The organism is Streptomyces sp. NPDC048604 (assembly GCF_043199435.1).
Taxonomy (GTDB): domain Bacteria; phylum Actinomycetota; class Actinomycetes; order Streptomycetales; family Streptomycetaceae; genus Streptomyces.
In genome coordinates, this window is sequence record NZ_JBICVX010000019.1 from 125517 (window position 1) to 143888 (window position 18372).

Genomic DNA, 18372 nt, shown 5'->3' on the forward strand with positions numbered 1-18372 from the left:
GCTTCCCTCCGCAAATGAAGTTGCACTCCGAGTGCATATTTACCGTTGCACTCGGAGTGCAATAATGTCAATCGGAGAGAGGAGCCCAGGTGGGACGGCATCCCGAGCAGAACCCCCCGCGGCGATCGGCACCCGGCAGCCCCGCCGCTGCTACCACCCCCGCCGCCGCGGACGGCCGGACCGCGCGCGGCCGGCAGACCCGCGAGAAGATCGCCGACGCGCTGCTCGCGCTCCTCGACGAAGGGGAGACGGACTTCCCCGCCGACCGGGTGGCCCAGTACGCGGGCGTCTCACGGCGATCGGTGTTCCACCATTTCGACGACATGGCCCAACTCGTGGACACCGCCATCACCCGACGGCTGGAACAACTCGCCGAGCAGATCAGGCCGTTGCCCACCGACGGTCCGCGCGCCGCGCGTGTCGCGGCCTTGGTCGAACAGCGTGCCCGAATCCTCGAATGGATCACTCCGGCACGCCTGGCGATCATGCGCATGGACCACCCCTCGGACCGCATCCGTCAAGTCACCGACGAGGCCTTCGCCGACGCCCGCCGACGCCTTGAGGCGGTGCTGGGCGAGGAACTCGACCGTGTGTCGGGCCGACGGCGTACGGATCTGGTCGCCGGCCTCGACGCGGTGACCACCTGGGGCGCCTGGCACCACTGGCGTTCCACCGGTCTCAGCCCTGAGGAAGCACGACACGCCATGGAAGCCACCGTGCTCAACCTGCTCGCCTCGATCGACCCGCCCGACCGGGACCGGGCACTCGACGGATCCGAGTGAACGGGACCGGCGGGCGGCTCAATCCGCCGCGGGTCGGTACCGGATCGAAGAAGGACGCCGCCACGAGCCTGGCCGCGCTGACCGCCCTTTCGAACCGGTCCAAGAGCGACCAGGATCCCGCCGCCTTCCGACGCGCACCATCGCCACGTCGGCGAGTTCGCCGCAGGCGTCTCTGCTCAGCGCAGGTCGCGGGTCTGCCGGCCCTCGTGTGACGAGGTCGCTATGGCGCAGCTCCTTGGAACCGGATGGGATGACAGCAATCGGCGCTTGGCAGGAGTTCGCCACGTCCAAGCCCTTCGGGACCTTCCCGATTCGTGATCTGCATTCGCGAGCTAAGCAGAGGTAGCTCTGCCTCCCCCTCCGAGCGTTCACCTCACGGACGGATGCGTGCGTAGGACCGGGCCGAAAATGCGATGACCTGCGGTGAGGGACCGTGGCACGGTCTCTTCATGTCCAACGACATCGCCTATCCCGTCTTCCATAGCCCCGACCCCGTACTCGCCCTGAGCATGGCACGCCGCCTCATGGAGTTCGGCCGTTGCGAGTACACCAACGTCTCCCTCTACGCGGAGCTCCGCTCTGTCGACGAGGTGCGGCGGGGGGCGAAGGAGCTGCCCGCGGGGTGGTTCCGGGGGCAAGAACAATACGGGGAGTTCGACGATCGGGTGCCGTTCGAGGACCGCCCCGCATGGCTCGTAGGCGTCCGTGGGGCGGGCCTGCCGACCGACCCGACGGCGTACGAAGGGCGGCTACCGGTGGACTACGAGTTGCTCAACCAGGCGGTCGACGGCATCGAGGACGCCTTCACTGCCGCGATCGGTCCGAGCGTGGGCGAGATCAACTGGCAGGACCTGTGCTGGCCGGACGCGCCCGAGGTGGGTTTTCACGGCGAGTCCAAGCACGCGGAGGTGACGCTCCTTCTCAACGCCAGCACCCGCGCGTACGACGAGCCTGCCGACGACCACACCGTCCTCGTCCACGTTCGCAGCGTCGACGTCGACGGCTGTCAGGTGAGGGAGCCGTACGCGCACTGGCTCGCCGGGCAGGTGGGACTCACGGTCATCGGACCGGGACAGCGGTGCTGAAGCCTGGTGGCCGCCGCGATGAGTTGCGGGGGCAGGCGGGCGGCGTAGTTCCGAGTGAAGCCGCTAACGGGCCGAGACAGATGAGCTTCCTACTCAACTGGGCAACTGAAGCACCAGGGCAGCGGTATGGAGTGGGTCGGCGGAACCTGTGGGTACTCGACGACGAGCTGTGGGCGGTGGTCGAGCCGCTGTTGCCCAGGGTCGAGCGCCGGACGCGTCATCCGGGACGCAAGCGGCACTCAGATCGGCTGGTTTTCCAAGGGCAGAGACGCCACGGGGATCCCGCTCGCCGCCACCCTGACCGGCGGCAACCGTGACGACGTCACCCGCTGATCCCGCCGCTTCATGGCGTGCCGCCTGTGCGGGCCCTGGCCCGCGCCACCCTGGCCGCGCACCCTCACCGCGTCTATTACGTCATCCCGACAACCAGCATTCGCAACACGACCTCCGTCGCCGTCTCGGCCGCCGAGCATGAGGCCGTCCCCGTGACCCGACGAACGGTTCCCGTGAGAGGCTGGGCGGCATGGGCGGGGCGTCGGACGATGAGTTTTCCCAGAAGTTTCTGGCTGCGATCCAGGTCGGCGATGTCTGCAGCGGGATCGTGGCAGAGGTATCTCGACGAGGCATCTCGGTGATCCTGGATGGTTTCGCCGCACGTCCGCTGGGGTTTGTGGGGTCGTTGGACCTGTCCTGGCGCTGCTTTTCGTCAGCGGCGGTGGAGGTCGGTGACCGGATCACGGCCGAAGTGACTGCCATCGACCTGGAGCACGGTCGCGCCTGGCTGTCGACGGCAGCCACGGAGAACTCCGAGCTCTGGGCATTTCTGAAAGGCCTCCGCGTCGGCGAACTGCTTTCGGGTCAGGTCGGGTCGATCGAATGGTTCGGTGTGTTTGTGGCGTTGGATGACGGCCCTGACCATCCGGTCTTCCCCGGCGTCGGGTTCATCACGATCCCCGAACTGTCCTGGCGAAGCTTCGAGACAGCTTCGGACGTCGTTCAGGTGGGACAGCGCGTTTCGTGCGAGTTCCTCCAGTTCGACACAACGAACGGAGAGGCCAGGCTGTCCCTTCGAGCGACGCAGCCTGACCCATTCCAGACCTTCGCCGAGATCACCACGGTGGGGCAGACGCTGCAGGGACGAGTCACCAAGTTGATCCCGTTCGGAGCGTTCGTGCAGGTCGCCGACGACATCGAGGGACTGGTACATCTGCGGGAGCTCACCTGGACGCCTGTCGAGACTCCAGCGGCGGTCGTCCAAGTCGGCGATGAGATCACGGTCGTTGTCACAGAAATCGACCGAGTGCGACGCCGGCTGTCCCTCTCCCCACGACAGGCTTCTACGGCTCACGAGTGACCTCTCTGGATCTCGCCGCATCCCACCAGGCCGCACTGCGCTCAAGCCGGATCTGCTCAGCCGCTTCGGCGAGCTGCGAAACCCAACAGTTATGGAACGAGGATGCACCACAGAAGTTGTGCCAGAACCCGGGAATCCGGGCGGCGCTCCGTGGCCGCCTCTGCCTTTCAGACCGGGTCAGGGATAGTCAGGGCCCGGTACTGGGGCCAACCGCGATTCGGCTGCGGCCCGTACCTCCGGTGTCTCCATCGGGTCGTCGCGGAGCCCCCTGATCCGTTCCAGGTTATGCGGCTGGCGGGGTGCCGAGGCGATGCCCAGTAGCCGTGCCCGTTCCTCGCAGTCCCAGAGCGACTCGGTGTAGGCGTCGTCCAAACCGGACGGGTGGATCGCGGCAAGCGCGTGCAGGTAGTCGGCCCGCTCGTACGAATGGGGGGTGTGCCTCCAGTAGCGCCACAGGACGGGTGCGGCGTCTGCGGCATCGGGGCCGAAGCCGGCCAGTCGCTTTGCTGTCGTGTCGGGGCCGCACCAGGCGCGCGCCTCCCACTGTTCGGCGAGCTCGGCCATGAGCCCCGCCAGTGCCTCGGGTCCGGGATGGTCGGCCAGGACGTCCGCCCCCAGCCGGGCCAGCCACTCCCGCTCGTCCACGGCCCACCCGCGCGCCGCCGGCACGGCGAGGGCTCCGAGGCGGTCGACCGCCCGCCGGAGCAGAGGCAGGGGCCTGCGGCCGTCCGGGGTTCCGAGTGCGGGCACGAGCGGGATCAGACCCTCGGCCGGTTCCCGGCCGGCCAGCGCACGCAATGCATCGATCTTCGTGTTGAACTCCGTGCCGGCGGCTGCCAGCAAGGCGAGCAGCTCCTCGTCCCTCAGCCGGCCGAGGGACGGCCGCGGAGGGAACCGGGGGCTCGGCTCCTCGATCCCGAACCGGCCCCACGGCTCGAAGGACCACGAAAGATCCTCCTCCCCGCCGATCCGTGCACGCGCGACGTCACCCAGGTCCTCCCACCACTGGGCGGGCCAGCAAGCCGCGATCGACTCCAGCACGGGGACCCAATGCTCGCCCTTGCGGACATAGGCCCGGAGTCCCTCCCGAGCCTCTTCCGAACCGGCGAGTGCGAGCAGTTCCAGCACGTCGGCGGCCCGTGAGCACTCCTCCTCGTCCCCCGCCAGCTGGTCGACGATCGGCGTCGGCGACAGCTTCAGGTCTCGGAGCAGGCGTGCCTGGTACAGGGAGCGGGTGTCGGTCTGGCAGTCCCACGTCCAGTCCCGGCGGATGCCGTCGTACACGAACGGCGCGGCAGCCCCCGGATCGAGTTGTGCGCGCGTCGCGCCCAGCCCGCGACCGCGCTGGAGGAGCCCTTCCAGCGTGTCGTGGCGGGCGTAGGACAGGGCGCGGGACGTCTCGTCGTGGTAGCTCATCACGCCACACCTTGCCGGTCTGGGGGCGCTGTGGCCACGTGTTATCGGCCCGGGCCACCGGTCGCACGTGGAACGCTGTCCGCTGGTGGTTATGGAGGTAGCCGAGGGCGCCCCGCTCACCGACGGCGCCACGCTCGACATTGATGAGATCGCCGAACACCTGATCCAGGGGATGGCCGTCGACGAGTACGACGCCTGCCTCGTGCCCAGCTCGCCGGGCTATGGCGGAGACGCTCAGAGGAACTCCGAGCCGGATCGCTTCCTTGAGTGCCTTGACGCCCCGTTCTCGGCAGCGGACTGAGCCGGCTCGCCGTCCTGCGACCTGGCCGCAGCCGCGGCAGTCATCGCCGGATCGATGCCCCTGGAGGACATCGGCGGCATGCTGCGCGCGAGGACCCCCACCGTCGTGGCCAATCCGATCTCTGGAGGACCTGTCACAGGCCACGGGAGTGGGCCCTGATGCGGATCTCGAATTTTCCCCAGCGCCGCTTCGTTCCTCAGCTGCCGCATCGCATTCCCCGCGGCGGCCCCGGCGCCCCCCGCCGAGGAACTCTCCGTACCAGCGGAATGTAGGATTCCGCAGATGCGCGACATCGACATGTTCAACTCCATGGCCTCCGGCGGCGACCTCGGACGGTTCCAGGCGGCTTCGGGCGCCCGTGCCGGTTCTCCGGCGGGTCTCATGCCGCGCTGCGCCGCAACTGCCATCGACCTGGTCATCGCTGTCGCGGTCATTCTCGTTCCGCTCGTCGGCCTCGACCGGATTCTCACGGCCGCGGCCGGTATCCCCGACGGTGAAGCCGGTGCAATCTGGCGCACGACCGCCGCCCTCTGGGTCGCGGCCTTCTTCCTGCTCTACTCCCCGCTGAGCGTGTCGCGCTGGGGCGCGACTCCGGGCAAGCGGGCCCTGCGCCTCGAAGTGGTGCGCTTCGAGACCGGTGAGCGCATCGGCTACGGCTCGGCGGTCGCCCGGCACCTTACGAACCTCGTGGTGGCCGGCATCCCGGTGCTGTATGTCGTCAACGTCTCGTCGATCAACCTCAGCAGGGAGCGCCGTGGCATGCACGACAGGGCTTCGGGCAGCGCGGTGATCCACCGCCGGTGACGGCGCGGTCAGGGTGGACGGCGACGCCGGGGGCCGGCGAGAAGGTGGCCTGGCAGAGGCTGGCCACCAGGCCGGCGGGGACCCGCTCGACCAGTTGGCGCTGCTCACCCTCGTACGGCGGCCGGTAGCGCTCCCGCCGAGTACCAGTACCCGAGGGCGAGGTGACATCGCGCTGCCGAACGCCTACATCGCATCGCACCGGGCGAGTGGCGGCTCATCTTTACGCGGTGCCGGAGCGACGACTGTCCCAGTGTCGGCTGTTTGCTGTCATCTACCTGGGGAAATGACGTCTTTCAGTGTCTGCGGCATTGGGTAGGTGCGCTCCGCGGGAAGCAGTCGCTGCGCTTTGGTGGCGTGCCCGGTCTGTATCAGTGCCGAGGCTTTGCGGACCTGGGGGGTGAGGTCGGTGAGACTGACGATCCAGTCGTCGGTGAACGTGCGGATCAGGTGGCGGCCGATGCCGACCTGGATGCTGTAGTGGTTCAGTGCGGCTCCGCGCGGCGAGCGCTCCGGGTCCCACTGGACATGTACGGCTGCCTGGTCCACGGCTGCAGGGTCGGCGGTCGTCAGCACGGCCTGTGACAGGGCCTCTTCCCAGCCCTCCCGGGTCATCCGTACCGCGAGAACACGTTCCTGGCCGGGTTTGCGGGCCCAGTTGCTGCGGTGCATCAGCCACATGAACGACGGTTTGATCCACGGCATCCGGCGGAACGAGAACGGCGCGACGAAGCGGCCCGCTCGCAGTGCCGCGTCAGCGATGGCAGGCGAGTACGCCTGGTAGACCACGATCGTGCGAGCGTCGAAGTCGGCACGAATCTGATACTGGGGCGTCATGGGCCGCACCCTGCCATCTGGTCCGCCGGCACAGCGAGGCGATTTTTCCTTACCCCCGGGGCAGGTGCGGATGTGATGCTCAAATCCGCTGGTTGATGGCCGCGGCAAGGACGGTCGCCTCGTAGCGGACGGAGAGCTTGTCGTGGCGCGTGGCGACGGCCCGGTGTCTCTTGAGGCGATTGATGGCGCACTCGACCGCGTGACGGGCCTTGTAGTCCTGCGTGTCGAACCTCGGCGGGCGGCCACCACGGGAGCCGCAGGGCCTGCCTACTGCTGCGGGCCGGGCCGCTGTGGCCCAGGAGCCTGCTGACCACGCCCATCCCGGTCGTTCGGTGAGCCTGAGCATCGAATGCTGCCGCGGCGCCGACTTGATCGAGGCCGGCGCCGCGGTGGTTTCAGCGCAGCTTGCGGAAGAACTCCCGGACGTCGCCGATGAGCAGGTCGGGGGCCTCCATGGCGGCGAAGTGGCCGCCGCGGTCGAATTCGGACCAGTGCACGACGGTGTGCTCGAGCTCGACAGTGCGCCGGATCGACACGTCCGTGGGGAACACCGCGACCCCGGTCGGCACCGTGGAACGCTCACTGGCGCCCCAGGCACCGGCATGCGCGGTCTCGTAGTAGCTGTTGGCCGAGGACCCGGCAGTGCCGGTCAGCCAGTACAGCATCACGTTGGTGAGCAACAGATCCCGGTCCACCGCGTCCTCGGGCAGTTCGGCAGCGGGATCGGTCCACTCCTTGAACTTCTCCACGATCCAGGCCAACTGCCCGACCGGAGAATCGTGCAGGCCGTGTGCCAGGGTCTGCGGACGGCTGATCTGGATCATCGCGTAGCCGGACTGCTCGGTCTCCAGGTACTGCAGGGTCTCCAGCCGCGCCCGCTCGGCCCCGGTCAGCTCTCCCACCTCGTCCGGGTTGACCTCGGTGAACGCGGCGAGCCCGTTCGCGTGCACGCCGACGACCTTGTCGGGGTGGAGACGGCCGAGTCCCGGGGAGATGACCGCGCCGGTGTCGCCGCCCTGCGCGCCGTAGCGGTCGTAGCCGAGCCGGTTCATCAGTTCGGCAAACGCCCTGGTCACCCGGTTGGTGTCCCAACCGGCCTCGCGGGTCGGCCCGGAGAAACCGCTGCCGGGGATCGACGGGATCACCAGGTGGAACGCGTCCGCCGGGTCGCCGCCATGCGCCCCGGGGTCGGTCAGCGGGCCGATGACGTTCAGGAACTCCACGATCGAGCCGGGCCAGCCGTGGGTCAGGATCAGCGGCAGTGCGTCCGGCTCGGGCGAGCGCACGTGCAGGAAGTGGATGTTCTGCCCGTCGATCTCGGTGGTGAACTGCGGGTAGGAGTTCAGCTCCCGCTCGTGGACGCGCCAGTCGTAGCCATCGCGCCAGTACTCGGCCAGCCCCTTGAGGTAGCTCACCGGCACCCCGCGGCTCCAGCCGGCATCGGGCAGGTCCGCGGCCCACCGGGTCCTGGCGAGCCGGTCCCGCAGGTCGTCCAGGTCAGCCTGGGGAATGTCGATGGTGAAAGGCCGGATCTGCCTGTTGTTGTCCATGCCGACAACACTAGGAGCCGGTTAGGACAGATTCAGTCCTAGGCCGATGGCAGACTCCACACCATGTGGGAAACCTCGACACGACTACTGCGACTGCTCTCGCTCCTGCAGGCCCGACGCGACTGGTCCGGCGCCGAACTGGCCGAGCGACTGGAGATCACGACGCGCACCGTGCGCCGCGACATCGACCGACTGCGCGACCTCGGCTACCCCGTGCTGGCCACCGCGGGCACCGCCGGCTACCGACTGGGAGCCGGCGCGGACCTGCCACCCCTGCTGCTCGACGACGACGAAGCCGTCGCGGTTGCGATGGGCCTGCGCACAGCCGCCGGCGGTTCGATCACCGGCATCGAGGAGACCTCGGTGCGGGCCCTGGCCAAGCTCGAACAGGTACTCCCCTCCCGGCTGCGCCACCGGATCAACGCCCTGCAGTCGGTCACGGTGCCTATGGCCAACACCGGCCCCACCGCCGACCCGAGCACCCTCACCGCCATCGCCGCCGCCTGCCGCGACTCACTGCGCCTGCGCTTCGACTACCGCACCCACGACGGAACCACCAGCATCCGCACGACCGAGCCCCACCGCCTGGTGCACACCGGCCGGCGCTGGTACCTCATCGGCTGGGACACCGACCGCGAGGACTGGCGCACCTACCGCGTGGACCGCATCGACCCGCGCACACCCACCGGCCCCCGGTTCACCCCGCGCACCCCGCCAGACCCCGATCTCAGCGGCTACACCTCACGAGCGATCTCCACGTCGGCCTACCGCTATCAGGCCCGGTTCACCCTGCACGTCAGCGCCGAGACCGCGGCCGAACGGATCGCCCCCACCACCGCAGCGCTGGAGCCGATCGACGAGCACAGCTGCACCCTGCGGGCCGGATCCAACTCGCTGGACGAGCTGGCCATCTACGTGACGACCCAAGGCTTCGACTTCCACGTGCACGAACCCCCAGAGCTCGTCGAGCACATCAAGACGCTGGCGGCCCGCCTCACCAACGCAACGGATCAGCACCACGGTCGGGTCGATGCGCACGAGCGCTCCACCGCGACCGTAGAGGGGTGAGACGCCCTGTTGCGTACGATCGGCTTCATCGTGCCGGCCGCTCTCGCCGTCTGGTTCATCGCCGCCAACACCGACTCCGCCACCATCCGCCTCTGGGTCGCCGACGTCATGCTCCCTTTGTGGACCGTCCTCGCGGCCACCCTCCTTGCCGGGACCGTGCTGGGCGTGCTGATCGCCCATCGCCGCGCCCGACGCTGACCGAGGGGCACCGGCCGTCTGGGGCCGGCGTCCCCCGGGTCTGTCTGTCGAGGCGTTGTGATCGACGCCCGGTGCGTGTGGTCAGGCTCTGCAGTTGGAGGCGCCGGCTTGCCCCGCCGCCGGGTTGGTGCAGGTGTTGTTTCCAGCGCCGCCGTCGTTGGTGTTGGTGCCGGTGCCCCCGTTGAGGACGTCGTTGCCGTTGTTGCCCTGGAGGGTGTCGTTGCCGTCGCCGCCGTTGATCCGGTCGCGGCCGTCGTCGCCGATCAACGTGTCGTCGTTGCCGTCACCGTTGATGTCGTCGTTGCCGCTGCCGCCTTCGACGCGGTCGTTGCCGGCGCCGCCGCTGAGCATGTCGTTGCCCCCGGCGCCGCAGATGAGGTCGTTCCCGCCCTGGCCGTTGACGACGTCGTTCCCGCCGAGCGCGAAGATCACGTCGTCCATCGGGGTGCCGGTGAGCATGTCGTTGCGGTTGGTGCCCGTGATGGTGGGCGTGGCGGTCGCGCAGTCCATGGCGGGCACCTCGTAGGTGATGGTCACCTGCGCCGGCCCCGCAGCGGGGCCGGAAGCCCCGGCCGCCGGGACGAGATTCGACCCGCCACCGCCGCCGCCCGGCCCGAAGGTGCCGTCGCTGTTGATCAGCACGCAGCCTCCGCCCCCGCCGCCGCCGAACCAGCCGCTTCCGCCCCCACCGCCCCAGGCATCACCACCGGTGCCACCGGCACCGGGCGTGCCAGTAGCGCCCGGGATACTGCCCCCGGCGGGGCAGGCGGCTCCGCCTGCGCCGCCTGCAGTCGGGGTTCCGCCGCCGCCTCCCTCGCCGCTGTTCGGCCTGTCGCCGCCGTCCTCCCCGGTGTCTCCGGCGTCTCCGCCAGTGGCTTCCGGGACGGTGAACACACCCGCTTCCCCGCTGCCGCCGCCTCCTCCGCCGCCCGCGACGATGATGCGGGGATCGGTGCCGACAACCCCGGTCAGGACACAGCCGACGTCGGTCGAGACGCAGGTGCGGACGTCACTGGAACCGCCACCGTTGCCGCCCGGGGTCGGAAAGCCGGAACCGGCACCTCCGCCGATGCCGACGTTGACGTGGAGGGTGGTGCCCGGCACGGCGGTGAGGGTGCCGCTGACGGTGGCCCCGATCCCGCCCGCGCCGCCGTTGGACCCGTCCTGGCCCGCGGCGCCTCTAGCGGTGATGTCCAGCTGGGTGACGCCGGCCGGGACGGTGAACGGCTGATCGGCACCCGCATTGAACGTGACTGTTACGGGCGCCGCCGCGGCAGGCGATGCTGCGGGAAGGACCAGCGCCGCTGCCGGAAGCGCGCCGGTGACGAGCATGAGCGCAGCGCGTCGGGCCACATGCCGCGGCCCTCCGCCTCTCTTTCGTCGGAATGCCGCAGATAGCGGGTTCAGTCTCACGATCGTGACTCCTCGGCAAGGGCCGCGGCGCAACGCTGCGTCACGGGCGTCGGTTGATGCTCCCGCCCCTGTGCGGGACCATCCGACGATCAAGCCACACCCCGTCACAGCGGTCCGAAGACACACCGTCATGCCCGTATCGATCCACCAGCCAGCCTGCGGGCAGTCACCCAAGCGGCCCGAGCGGCAAACTCCCGGGCCAGGCGCGCCCTCTTCTCCGCTCGCAGGGCGAACCCCAAGCCCCGTGGTCAGGAACCGGGCGCCGTGTCGAAGACGTCGGCGACCCAGTCGGCGATGTGGTTCGTGGTGGGAGTGATGCAGTCCGCTGCGACGTGCTCGATGCCTCCGTCCTGCTCGGTCATGATCTTCAGATTGCGCCGGGGGCCGGCCTGGACGGTGTGCGGGAACAGCAGCCCGGCTTCGACGGTGCACGTCTTCAGCCGTCGGACCTCGCGACGTCCGTCTCCCGACCCGCGAGGCCGGGCCGCTGGCCGCGTGGCTGGTCCAGCACCCCGGCGTGGAGATCATCTGCCGGGACCGGGCCGGCGCCTACGCCCAGGGAGCCCGCCGCGGTGCCCCCGACGCTCTGCAGGTCGCCGACCGGTTCCACCTGTGGCAGGGGCTCGGCCGAGCCGTGGAAGCCTGCGTCGCCACCCATCGCGGCTGCCTGAGCAACCCATCGCCCAGCGGCCTGCTGCCCGCAGGCCACCCTGGGTTCCGGTCGGCTGCAGGACGACTCGGAGCCTGTCGGCCGGCGAGCCGAGCGGAAGAAGGCGGCGCACGCCCTGGTCCACGAGCTTCTTGCTCAAGGGCACTCACGTCGGGCGATTGCCCGGCACCTGGGCTGGGGCCTCAAGACCGTGCTCCGGTACGCGAACGCCGCACGCTGGCAGGACACCATCCGCGAGAACCGTCCCAGGTCCAGCAGGCTGGACTCTTACAAGCTCTACCTGGAGCGCCGATACGCCGAGGGATGCACCAGCGTCACCCGCCTCCACAGTGAACTCATTGCCGACAATGCGCCTGTCACCTACCGGATGGTCCGCGCCCACATCGCCACCCTCCGCGGGGCTCCGGCCGGCGCGCCGCCCCAGCCTCCGACGGTGCGGCAGGTGACTGGCTGGCTCACCCGACACCCCACCGCGCTGAGCGAGGATGACCGCGCCGGCCTGAAGGATGTCCTGGCCCGCTGCCCCGAACCGGACCGGGCCGCCGGGCATGTCCGCGATTTCGGCGAGATCCTCACCGGCCGCCTCGGCTCCACACTCCCCACATGGATCGACGCGGTCGAGGCCAGCCAGCTTCCCGGTCTCACCGGCTTCGCACTCCACCTGCTCCGGGACCTTGACGCTGTGACAGCCGGGCTCACTTTGAACTGGAGCTCGGGCAGCATCGAGGGCGCCGTGAATCGGATCAAGAAGATCAAGCGACAGCTATATGGTCGAGCCGGATTTGAACTGCTCCGAAAAATGATCCTCCTTCAGTAGCTCCTCACGGACGCGTTGCTCTGCCGCTGTGGAGGCCCTCGATCGACCGTGGGGACCGGGTGCTACTTTTGCCGAAATTTGTGGGAGGGGTGGGCAGGCTGGTGAACAGTGCCCTGCGGCGTGCTGCTGTCGTGGCGCTTGGCGAGCTCGGGCGAAGCAGCGACTTCGGGGACCGGGCGGACGCCGGTCGCGGTCTGGCGGGCTTTGCCGAGATGGAAGAAGCTGTCGGTCCGCTGCTGAAGCTGGTGCTCGACCGCGAAGACACCTTCGTCACACGGGTGACCGCAGAAGCCTTGCTTCGTCGGCAGGACAAGGCCGGACTGATGGTAGTCGCGTCCGCGCTGGCAGTCGCCAGCCCGAACCATGGCGATTGGATTCACACCGCGATCCTCGATGCGTTTGCCATCTACGCCGGGGACCGCGACGACGCGATGCGGCTCTGCGAGGAGCTGACACGGGATCCTGACGAGCGCGTCGCCCTGGGGGCTCGCGAGCTGCACGAAAGCCTGTCCGGGATCAATTGCGTTCTTCGTCCCGAATGACGCAGGGGCAGACGGCGCCGTGGGCGCCCAGGCTAGACGGCCGCGATCGGTGACTGCAGCCAAGCAGCTGGGCTCACGACCACCCTTCCAATCGAAGGACATTTGCACCCTCTGTAATCACACCCCAAGATCTGTGCCAGAACCCAAAACTCAGGCACAGGCAGGAAGCCGACGAGGCGCACACGGGAGGCAGCATCCGCCTTCGTCTGGAGTCGCGTCACCGGAAGTGAGTTCTCCCTCGCAGCGGTCTTCCAGCCGCCGAACTGGCCCACCGATCGAGCCCTGCGTTCTGATCTGCCGCATCTGGAACTCTTCGGCTCTGGGATCAGCCAGAAGCACCGTTCCCCATCCCGGACTCCGTGCGGCCCTCGAAAGCCCGGTCTGACAACCAGCGCCTGCGCGTAGAGTGCGGCGGGATGGGGCCGGTCCCGAGGCCGTCAGCACCGGAGAACGGCAGCCTCCCTGGTCTGCCCAGGGGTGGTTTCGACCCAATAGGTGCCCAGGCACGGGTGCGGCTCTTCTGGAGCGACGCTGATAGTCAGGCCAAGAATGCGTATTCATGCTGGTAGGTCGGGGACTCGTACGAGAGACGGCACTTCCTGAAAGCGCCCGCAGCGGTCGACCTGCGTACTTCCAAGTGGACCTTCGCTAAGGCGTGTTGCCCAACTCTACGGGGGGGGAGGACGCATGGCGCTGACCGGAACGTCCGAAGCCGGCCGGGATGCGGTGATGGTTCTGCCCGGCATCATGGGCAGCGAGTTAGTGGATGCCGAGTCGGGCCGTGTGTTGTGGTGCCTGGGAGACGCGCGGTGACAGCTGAGCCATCCGCCTGCAGACGGCTTGCCCGGGTGGCCGTAGACTCGCGCGCCATGGCAGATATGTTCGAGCTGGGGACCATCAGTTGCCCGTCCGGCACCCTGGTGCTCAGGGTGGTCCTCGCCGACCCCGAGGGCAACGAGTTCTGCGTCCGCCGCAGCGACTCCGACCGCGCCGCGATGTCCTCCTGAGACACATCAGCCGCTCATGCCGGACAGGTCCCGGCCGGCCGGTGTCGTGTCAGGCGGCGTTCGCCTTGTTGGCGGGCCTCGTGCCGTCAAGACAGACTGTCCCGCATGGAGTTGATCGCGCGGGGGCGTGAAGCCGATGTGTACGCCCTGGACGAGTCCAAGGTGTTGCGGCGGTACCGGCACGGGGGGCCGACCGATCTGGAGTCACGCCTGATGACTCATCTGGAGGCATGCGGGTTTCCCGTCCCGAAGGTGTACGACATCACCGACACCGACATGGTCCTCGAGCGACTGACCGGGCCGACGATGCTGGACGTCCTGGCGAGGCGTCCGTGGCAGGTGTCTGCCCTCGGCCGCGTCCTGGGCGGACTCCATGACCGGCTGCACGCGCTTCCGGCCCCGGCATGGCTGCCCAAGCGGTTCAGTACGGCAGACGACGACCGGATACTGCACCTGGACCTGCATCCGGACAACGTCGTTCTGACCCGGCGAGGACCGGTGGTGATCGACTGGTGCACGGCAGGCGCCGGTGATCCCGCCGCCGATGTGGCGATGACCCTGGTGACCGTGGGCAGCGCAGATGTTCCCGGACTCACGGCGCGCCTGGGGCGGGGCTTGCTGCTGCGAGCGGTCCGCAGGGGCTCGCTGACCGACCCCGCGGGACGTATCCACGAGGTGGCCGAGGCCAAGCTCGCCGCCCCGTACCTGACGCCCTCGGAAGCAGCGTGGCTGCGCCGTTGTGCGGCCGGCGCTTCCTGCTGAGGCTGACTGCCCTGGGCGCTGCAGGACCCCGAGGCGCGCACCGTCCAGGAGCGCGTGGACCGCGCCCGCGTCGCCTATCTGCGCGCCCTCTGGCAGGGCCTCGGCGGCCCGGAGGCCGACGTCGGGCCGATGGCCCGGCTGCTGTACCTGGTCCTCGTCGGCGCCCAGCAGGTCGTCCCGCCGGTCACCGCCGCCGAACTGCGCGAGGTCTACGACCTGGCGCTGCGGCTGGCCCCGCAGGAGCGGGAGGACACCGAGTGACCGCGCATCCGCTCGCCCGCCGGGTCCCCCGGCTGATCGTCACCGTCGAGCTGCTGCACTTCGTCCGGGGCCTGGCCCAGCCGCATGCCTGGGGCGCGATAGTCCGCGACGGCGTCTTACGCGCCGTCGTCGACACGAACGCGAGAGACCACTTCCTGCGCGAGTTCAGCGTCTGGTGGACGGTCTCCGGCGTCGCCCTCCTCGCCGCCCGCCACCCCGCCACCCCGGACCCGTCATGAGGGACCCGCTCGCCGGCACGACCGGTGCCACCGCCCGCCCGCCCGCGCGCGCCCTCACCGACGCAGGCCGCACTCGCGGACGAGGTTGCTCGGGGCTGCCCCGGAGCGTGCTCGGAGCACGGCTGCTGCTGTTGGGACAGTTCGGCCTGACGGCCTTATACGTTGTGACCGTGCTGGCCATGGTGCCGTACTACAGCGGCGGGCTGTTCGGCCTGCTGATCCACGACTCGCTGCCCGCCGTCGCGGGCCTCGTCCTGGCCCGCAGGGTCTGGACCGGCGGGCGGTACGTCCGCTGGGGACTGCTCGCGGTGGCCGCGGTCGTCACCCTGCAGGCGCTGGGCTCCCTGCGGTACGGCGATCCGCGCGGCTTCACGCAACTGCTGCTGCCGGTGACCCTGATCGTGCTGCTGTGCCGCCCGGCCGCCCGGGAGTGGTTCAGCCGGTCGGCCGAAGAGCGGCCGGAGCCACGCCCGTTCAGCTTCGCCCGGATGATCCTCTGGCGGTCCCGGGACGAGGGCCAGAACACGCTGGAGTACGTCGGACTGATCGTGATCGTGGTCGCCGTCATCGCCGCGCTGCTGGCCACCAACATGGGCCCGGAGCTCTCCTCGCGGTTCAGCTCGGCGATCTGCACCGTCACGGGCGGCGGCGACTGCGGCGGCGGGAAGGGCGATGGCTCGGACCCGGTGGCCGAAGGCCCCGGCGAGGGCGGCACCAAGCCGGAGGACGGTACCGGAGACCAGGACGGCCCGGCCGGCGGCGACTACTCCACGCAGGACGGCTCGGAGGATGGTCCGGCCGAACGTTCACCGGGGCGGGCCAAGGACGCCGAAGCCCTCGTCGCAAGGTGGATAGAGAACGACGAGCAGAACGAGAAGACCGCCGTCGACCACCTCCGCGATGTCTTCGCGGCACCAGCGAAGAGCGTCTTCGAGGACGTGAAGGACTTTGCCTCGGACCCCATAGGTGAGACCTGGGGCGGAGTGGAGGGCTTCACGAACTACACCAAGGACTGGTTCTCCGATCGGGGCGACAGCATCGTCGATGCATGGAACGACGGGAACCCCCTGAAGTCCGGATGGCTGGTCATCAGCACTCCCGCCAACTTCACCTTCGACCTCGCTGTCGAACTCGTCGTCGACAAGGAGAACTTCAAGAAGGGGAACTGGGGCGCGGCGTTCGGCAACACGTTCCTCAACATCGCGAGCATGGCCAGTCCGAGGTTCTTCACGAAGTTCAAGAACCTCGGGAAGTCGGACGGGAAGAAGCCGGACAAGAAAAAGCCGGACGGGAAGAAGCCGGAGGAGAAGAAGCCGGAGGAGAAGAAGCCGGAGGACGAGCCCACGACCTGCCCGGCCGGTCACAGTTTCCCGCCCGGCACACGCGTACTCACCGCGCAAGGGCTCCAGGTCCCGATCGAGTCCATCCGGATCGGCGACCAGGTCGTCGCGACCGACCCGGTCACCGGCCTGACGACGGTGCGCACGGTCAGCCGTACGTTCACCACCTACGACGACAGGGAGTTCACCCGGATCACGACCACGGCAGGCCCGATCGTCGCGACGGACACGCACCCGTTCTGGCTGGTCGACGAGCGTCGCTGGGCCGACGCCGGCGAGATCGCGACCGGCGACCTGCTCCGCCTGCCCTCCGGCTCGGCCCTCCGCGTCATGGCCGTGACCCGGTACACCCAGCAGCAGCCCACGCACGACCTGGCCGTCAGCGGTATCCACTCGTACTACGTCACCGCCGGCGCAGCGCCCGTGCTCGTCCACAACTACACGCCGCCGCCGGCGGACAAGAAGCTTCCCGGCTTCCCCGACGCCACGTATGTCGGCAAGGGCTCGCCCAAGCCGGGCGGCGGATTCCGCGCTCGTTGGTCGCTGCCCGACGGACGCGTCCTCGAGTGGGACTCGCAGCACGGCACGATCGAGACGTGGACCAACGGCAAGAAGAACGCCAAGCACCTGGGAGAGTTCGATCCGAACAGCGGCAGTCAGCTCCCCGGAAGGAAGGGGCAGCCGGTGCCCGGACGGAAGCTTGGGAATTGCTGATGATGCGGTGGGTTCTGGAGGAGTTCGGTCGCGAGTCGGGGGAGTTCCGGAGCCGGCAGGAGCTTCCCGGCCTCGGGGACGACGAGGCGTGTGCCCTGCTGGAGCTGGAGAACCCGGAGCAGCTGGGGGACGGTGATCTCTTCGACGTGCCGGACGCGGCGGTGGAGACGCTCGCCCACCGCTTCGGCCTGAAGACGGACCCGGCTGGCGCGACGTATCTGCTCGGCCGTGAAGCGGGCTGAACCGACGCGTTCGTACTGCGCGGCGGGACTTCCGGCCGCGCAGCACGAGCGGGCCGATCGGTCAGGGTCCGTCCTTCAGGCGGACGAGGTCTTCCTCGCTCAGGGCGGCGCGGTGGCGGGTGAGCCAGCCGGTCACCTGCGCCGTACTGTCGGTGGCCGCGGCGGCGCTGCGGATGGAGCCTCGCGCAAGGTGGCGATGTGGGCTCGGACCATTCCCTAGGTGACGGGAGCTTCCTCGGCGACCAATTCGCCGTGGAGCCGGGTGACGCTGGTGCATCCCTCTGCGAATCGTTGCTCCAGGTAGGGCTTGTAGGGGTCGAGTCTGCTGGTCCGGGGCCGGTTCTCGCGGATGGTGTCCTGCCAGCGTGCGGCGTTCGCGTATCGGAGCACGGTGTTGAGGCCCCAGCCCAGGTGCCGGGCGGTCGCCTGGCGTGAGTGGCCCCGGGCGAGCATCTCGTGGACCGGGCCATGTGCGGCCATATTGCGCTCGGCTCGCCGGCCGACAGGCTCAGAGGGGCCCTGCGGCCGACTGGAAGCCAGTTGGGAGACCAGCACACGGGGTGTGCTGAGCCGTGGATCGGGCAATGCCATGACCCTCGGGGTCCGGGGGTCCCGGCTGGGTGCCTGCCGGGAGGGTGTGTCAGACCGTGGCGAGGCGGTCCACGAACAGTTCCACTCTCCGTTCGGCGTCCCCTGTGGGCAGTCGTCCCGCGCGGGTCAGGGTGGCGAGCCCGTGCAGGGCCGCCCAGAACGTCTCGGTGAACAGTCCCGGTTGGATGCCTTCCCCGGCGACTTCGGCGAGAGTCTCCAACAGGGCGGCGAAGCCGTCCTTCAGCGGCTCCGGGGTGTCCTCGTTCGCGAACGCCAGGCCGCCGTCGAGCTGGAACATGGCGTCGTAGACCGCCGGGTTGCGCTCGGCGAAGTCGAGGTAGGCGCGGGCGAGGGCGGCGACCCGGGCGCGCGGGCCGTCCGC

21 protein-coding genes and 4 pseudogenes are annotated in these 18372 nt (G+C 69.3%); 19 read left to right on the plus strand and 6 right to left on the minus strand.

The window, feature by feature from the left end; all coding sequences use genetic code 11:
* Positions 1-89: 89 nt before the first annotated feature.
* From ACGFMM_RS31220 to ACGFMM_RS31240, 5 genes and pseudogenes are all read left to right on the plus strand, one after another.
* Positions 90-782, plus strand: a complete 693-nt coding sequence (locus ACGFMM_RS31220; RefSeq protein WP_393649837.1) for a TetR/AcrR family transcriptional regulator — start codon at positions 90-92, stop codon at positions 780-782.
* A 449-nt stretch (positions 783-1231) separates the two neighbouring features.
* Complete coding sequence (locus tag ACGFMM_RS31225; protein ID WP_393649838.1) at positions 1232-1867, plus strand: hypothetical protein; 636 nt, start codon at positions 1232-1234, stop codon at positions 1865-1867.
* Positions 1868-1998: 131 nt separating this feature from the next.
* Positions 1999-2130, plus strand: a pseudogene (locus ACGFMM_RS31230) (IS5/IS1182 family transposase); the annotation flags it as partial.
* Positions 2131-2134: 4 nt separating this feature from the next.
* Positions 2135-2232: pseudogene (locus ACGFMM_RS31235) on the plus strand (IS5/IS1182 family transposase); the annotation flags it as partial.
* Between the two features lie 158 nt (positions 2233-2390).
* Complete coding sequence (locus ACGFMM_RS31240) at positions 2391-3221, plus strand: S1 RNA-binding domain-containing protein (protein WP_393649839.1); 831 nt, start codon at positions 2391-2393, stop codon at positions 3219-3221.
* Positions 3222-3398: 177 nt separating this feature from the next.
* Here the strand turns inward: ACGFMM_RS31240 and ACGFMM_RS31245 are convergent, their stop codons facing one another.
* Positions 3399-4637: a hypothetical protein gene (locus ACGFMM_RS31245; RefSeq protein WP_393649840.1), complete on the minus strand. Its 1239-nt coding sequence runs from the start codon at positions 4635-4637 to the stop codon at positions 3399-3401.
* A gap of 91 nt (positions 4638-4728) precedes the next feature.
* Between ACGFMM_RS31245 and ACGFMM_RS31250 the strand changes: the two genes are divergently transcribed.
* Both ACGFMM_RS31250 and ACGFMM_RS31255 read left to right on the plus strand, forming a co-directional pair.
* On the plus strand, positions 4729-4938 hold the full coding sequence (locus ACGFMM_RS31250; RefSeq protein ID WP_393649841.1) for a hypothetical protein: 210 nt from the start codon (positions 4729-4731) through the stop codon (positions 4936-4938).
* A 282-nt stretch (positions 4939-5220) separates the two neighbouring features.
* Positions 5221-5742, plus strand: a complete 522-nt coding sequence (locus tag ACGFMM_RS31255) for an RDD family protein (RefSeq protein WP_393649842.1) — start codon at positions 5221-5223, stop codon at positions 5740-5742.
* A 267-nt stretch (positions 5743-6009) separates the two neighbouring features.
* On the opposite strand, the gene ACGFMM_RS31260 is transcribed toward ACGFMM_RS31255, so the two are convergent.
* On the minus strand, positions 6010-6576 hold the full coding sequence (locus ACGFMM_RS31260) for a DUF4291 domain-containing protein (protein WP_393649843.1): 567 nt from the start codon (positions 6574-6576) through the stop codon (positions 6010-6012).
* 395 nt (positions 6577-6971) lie between these two features.
* Positions 6972-8126: an epoxide hydrolase family protein gene (locus tag ACGFMM_RS31265; protein WP_393649844.1), complete on the minus strand. Its 1155-nt coding sequence runs from the start codon at positions 8124-8126 to the stop codon at positions 6972-6974.
* A gap of 63 nt (positions 8127-8189) precedes the next feature.
* Here ACGFMM_RS31265 and ACGFMM_RS31270 point away from each other — a divergent pair, with 63 nt between their 5' ends.
* Both ACGFMM_RS31270 and ACGFMM_RS31275 read left to right on the plus strand, forming a co-directional pair.
* Positions 8190-9194: a helix-turn-helix transcriptional regulator gene (locus ACGFMM_RS31270; RefSeq protein WP_393649845.1), complete on the plus strand. Its 1005-nt coding sequence runs from the start codon at positions 8190-8192 to the stop codon at positions 9192-9194.
* A 9-nt stretch (positions 9195-9203) separates the two neighbouring features.
* The gene (locus ACGFMM_RS31275; RefSeq protein ID WP_393649846.1) at positions 9204-9392 is read left to right on the plus strand and encodes a LapA family protein; all 189 of its coding nucleotides are present in this window, start codon (positions 9204-9206) and stop codon (positions 9390-9392) included.
* Between the two features lie 81 nt (positions 9393-9473).
* Here ACGFMM_RS31275 and ACGFMM_RS31280 read toward each other — a convergent pair whose 3' ends face one another.
* Positions 9474-10724 (minus strand): calcium-binding protein, encoded by a 1251-nt coding sequence (locus ACGFMM_RS31280; RefSeq protein ID WP_393649847.1) that lies wholly within the window; start codon positions 10722-10724, stop codon positions 9474-9476.
* Positions 10725-11322: 598 nt separating this feature from the next.
* On the opposite strand from ACGFMM_RS31280, the pseudogene ACGFMM_RS31285 reads away from it, so the two are divergent.
* From ACGFMM_RS31285 to ACGFMM_RS31330, 10 genes and pseudogenes are all read left to right on the plus strand, one after another.
* Positions 11323-11394, plus strand: a pseudogene (locus ACGFMM_RS31285) (hypothetical protein); the annotation flags it as partial.
* Positions 11395-11530: 136 nt separating this feature from the next.
* Positions 11531-12292 (plus strand): transposase, encoded by a 762-nt coding sequence (locus ACGFMM_RS31290; protein WP_393649862.1) that lies wholly within the window; start codon positions 11531-11533, stop codon positions 12290-12292.
* Positions 12293-12393: 101 nt separating this feature from the next.
* Complete coding sequence (locus tag ACGFMM_RS31295; RefSeq protein ID WP_393649848.1) at positions 12394-12834, plus strand: hypothetical protein; 441 nt, start codon at positions 12394-12396, stop codon at positions 12832-12834.
* A 687-nt stretch (positions 12835-13521) separates the two neighbouring features.
* Complete coding sequence (locus ACGFMM_RS31300; RefSeq protein WP_393649849.1) at positions 13522-13647, plus strand: hypothetical protein; 126 nt, start codon at positions 13522-13524, stop codon at positions 13645-13647.
* Positions 13648-13766: 119 nt separating this feature from the next.
* Positions 13767-13841: pseudogene (locus ACGFMM_RS31305) on the plus strand (VOC family protein); the annotation flags it as partial.
* A gap of 105 nt (positions 13842-13946) precedes the next feature.
* Positions 13947-14603 (plus strand): phosphotransferase, encoded by a 657-nt coding sequence (locus ACGFMM_RS31310; protein WP_393649850.1) that lies wholly within the window; start codon positions 13947-13949, stop codon positions 14601-14603.
* Between the two features lie 54 nt (positions 14604-14657).
* Complete coding sequence (locus tag ACGFMM_RS31315) at positions 14658-14864, plus strand: hypothetical protein (protein ID WP_393649851.1); 207 nt, start codon at positions 14658-14660, stop codon at positions 14862-14864.
* Positions 14861-15103: a hypothetical protein gene (locus ACGFMM_RS31320; RefSeq protein WP_393649852.1), complete on the plus strand. Its 243-nt coding sequence runs from the start codon at positions 14861-14863 to the stop codon at positions 15101-15103. The genes ACGFMM_RS31315 and ACGFMM_RS31320 overlap by 4 nt, the downstream gene beginning before the upstream one ends.
* Before the next feature lie 179 nt (positions 15104-15282).
* Complete coding sequence (locus tag ACGFMM_RS31325) at positions 15283-17157, plus strand: colicin E3/pyocin S6 family cytotoxin (protein WP_393649863.1); 1875 nt, start codon at positions 15283-15285, stop codon at positions 17155-17157.
* Positions 17157-17399, plus strand: a complete 243-nt coding sequence (locus ACGFMM_RS31330) for a hypothetical protein (RefSeq protein ID WP_393649853.1) — start codon at positions 17157-17159, stop codon at positions 17397-17399. The genes ACGFMM_RS31325 and ACGFMM_RS31330 overlap by 1 nt, the downstream gene beginning before the upstream one ends.
* Before the next feature lie 216 nt (positions 17400-17615).
* Here ACGFMM_RS31330 and ACGFMM_RS31335 read toward each other — a convergent pair whose 3' ends face one another.
* Both ACGFMM_RS31335 and ACGFMM_RS31340 read right to left on the minus strand, forming a co-directional pair.
* Positions 17616-17879, minus strand: a complete 264-nt coding sequence (locus ACGFMM_RS31335; protein WP_393649854.1) for a hypothetical protein — start codon at positions 17877-17879, stop codon at positions 17616-17618.
* 160 nt (positions 17880-18039) lie between these two features.
* The coding region (locus ACGFMM_RS31340) for a TetR-like C-terminal domain-containing protein (RefSeq protein WP_393649855.1) at positions 18040-18372 on the minus strand (333 nt) is incomplete at its 5' end.

Coding starts and splice junctions, on each gene's coding strand:
- ACGFMM_RS31300 (WP_393649849.1), top strand. CDS start 13,522: ATGGCGCTGACCGGAACGTCCGAAGCCGGCCGGGATGCGGTGATGGTT.
- ACGFMM_RS31270 (WP_393649845.1), top strand. CDS start 8,190: ATGTGGGAAACCTCGACACGACTACTGCGACTGCTCTCGCTCCTGCAG.
- ACGFMM_RS31310 (WP_393649850.1), top strand. CDS start 13,947: ATGGAGTTGATCGCGCGGGGGCGTGAAGCCGATGTGTACGCCCTGGAC.
- ACGFMM_RS31335 (WP_393649854.1), bottom strand. CDS start 17,879: ATGGCCGCACATGGCCCGGTCCACGAGATGCTCGCCCGGGGCCACTCA.
- ACGFMM_RS31245 (WP_393649840.1), bottom strand. CDS start 4,637: ATGAGCTACCACGACGAGACGTCCCGCGCCCTGTCCTACGCCCGCCAC.
- ACGFMM_RS31330 (WP_393649853.1), top strand. CDS start 17,157: ATGATGCGGTGGGTTCTGGAGGAGTTCGGTCGCGAGTCGGGGGAGTTC.
- ACGFMM_RS31325 (WP_393649863.1), top strand. CDS start 15,283: ATGGTGCCGTACTACAGCGGCGGGCTGTTCGGCCTGCTGATCCACGAC.
- ACGFMM_RS31250 (WP_393649841.1), top strand. CDS start 4,729: ATGGAGGTAGCCGAGGGCGCCCCGCTCACCGACGGCGCCACGCTCGAC.
- ACGFMM_RS31225 (WP_393649838.1), top strand. CDS start 1,232: ATGTCCAACGACATCGCCTATCCCGTCTTCCATAGCCCCGACCCCGTA.
- ACGFMM_RS31260 (WP_393649843.1), bottom strand. CDS start 6,576: ATGACGCCCCAGTATCAGATTCGTGCCGACTTCGACGCTCGCACGATC.
- ACGFMM_RS31240 (WP_393649839.1), top strand. CDS start 2,391: ATGGGCGGGGCGTCGGACGATGAGTTTTCCCAGAAGTTTCTGGCTGCG.
- ACGFMM_RS31265 (WP_393649844.1), bottom strand. CDS start 8,126: ATGGACAACAACAGGCAGATCCGGCCTTTCACCATCGACATTCCCCAG.
- ACGFMM_RS31255 (WP_393649842.1), top strand. CDS start 5,221: ATGCGCGACATCGACATGTTCAACTCCATGGCCTCCGGCGGCGACCTC.
- ACGFMM_RS31280 (WP_393649847.1), bottom strand. CDS start 10,724: ATGCTCGTCACCGGCGCGCTTCCGGCAGCGGCGCTGGTCCTTCCCGCA.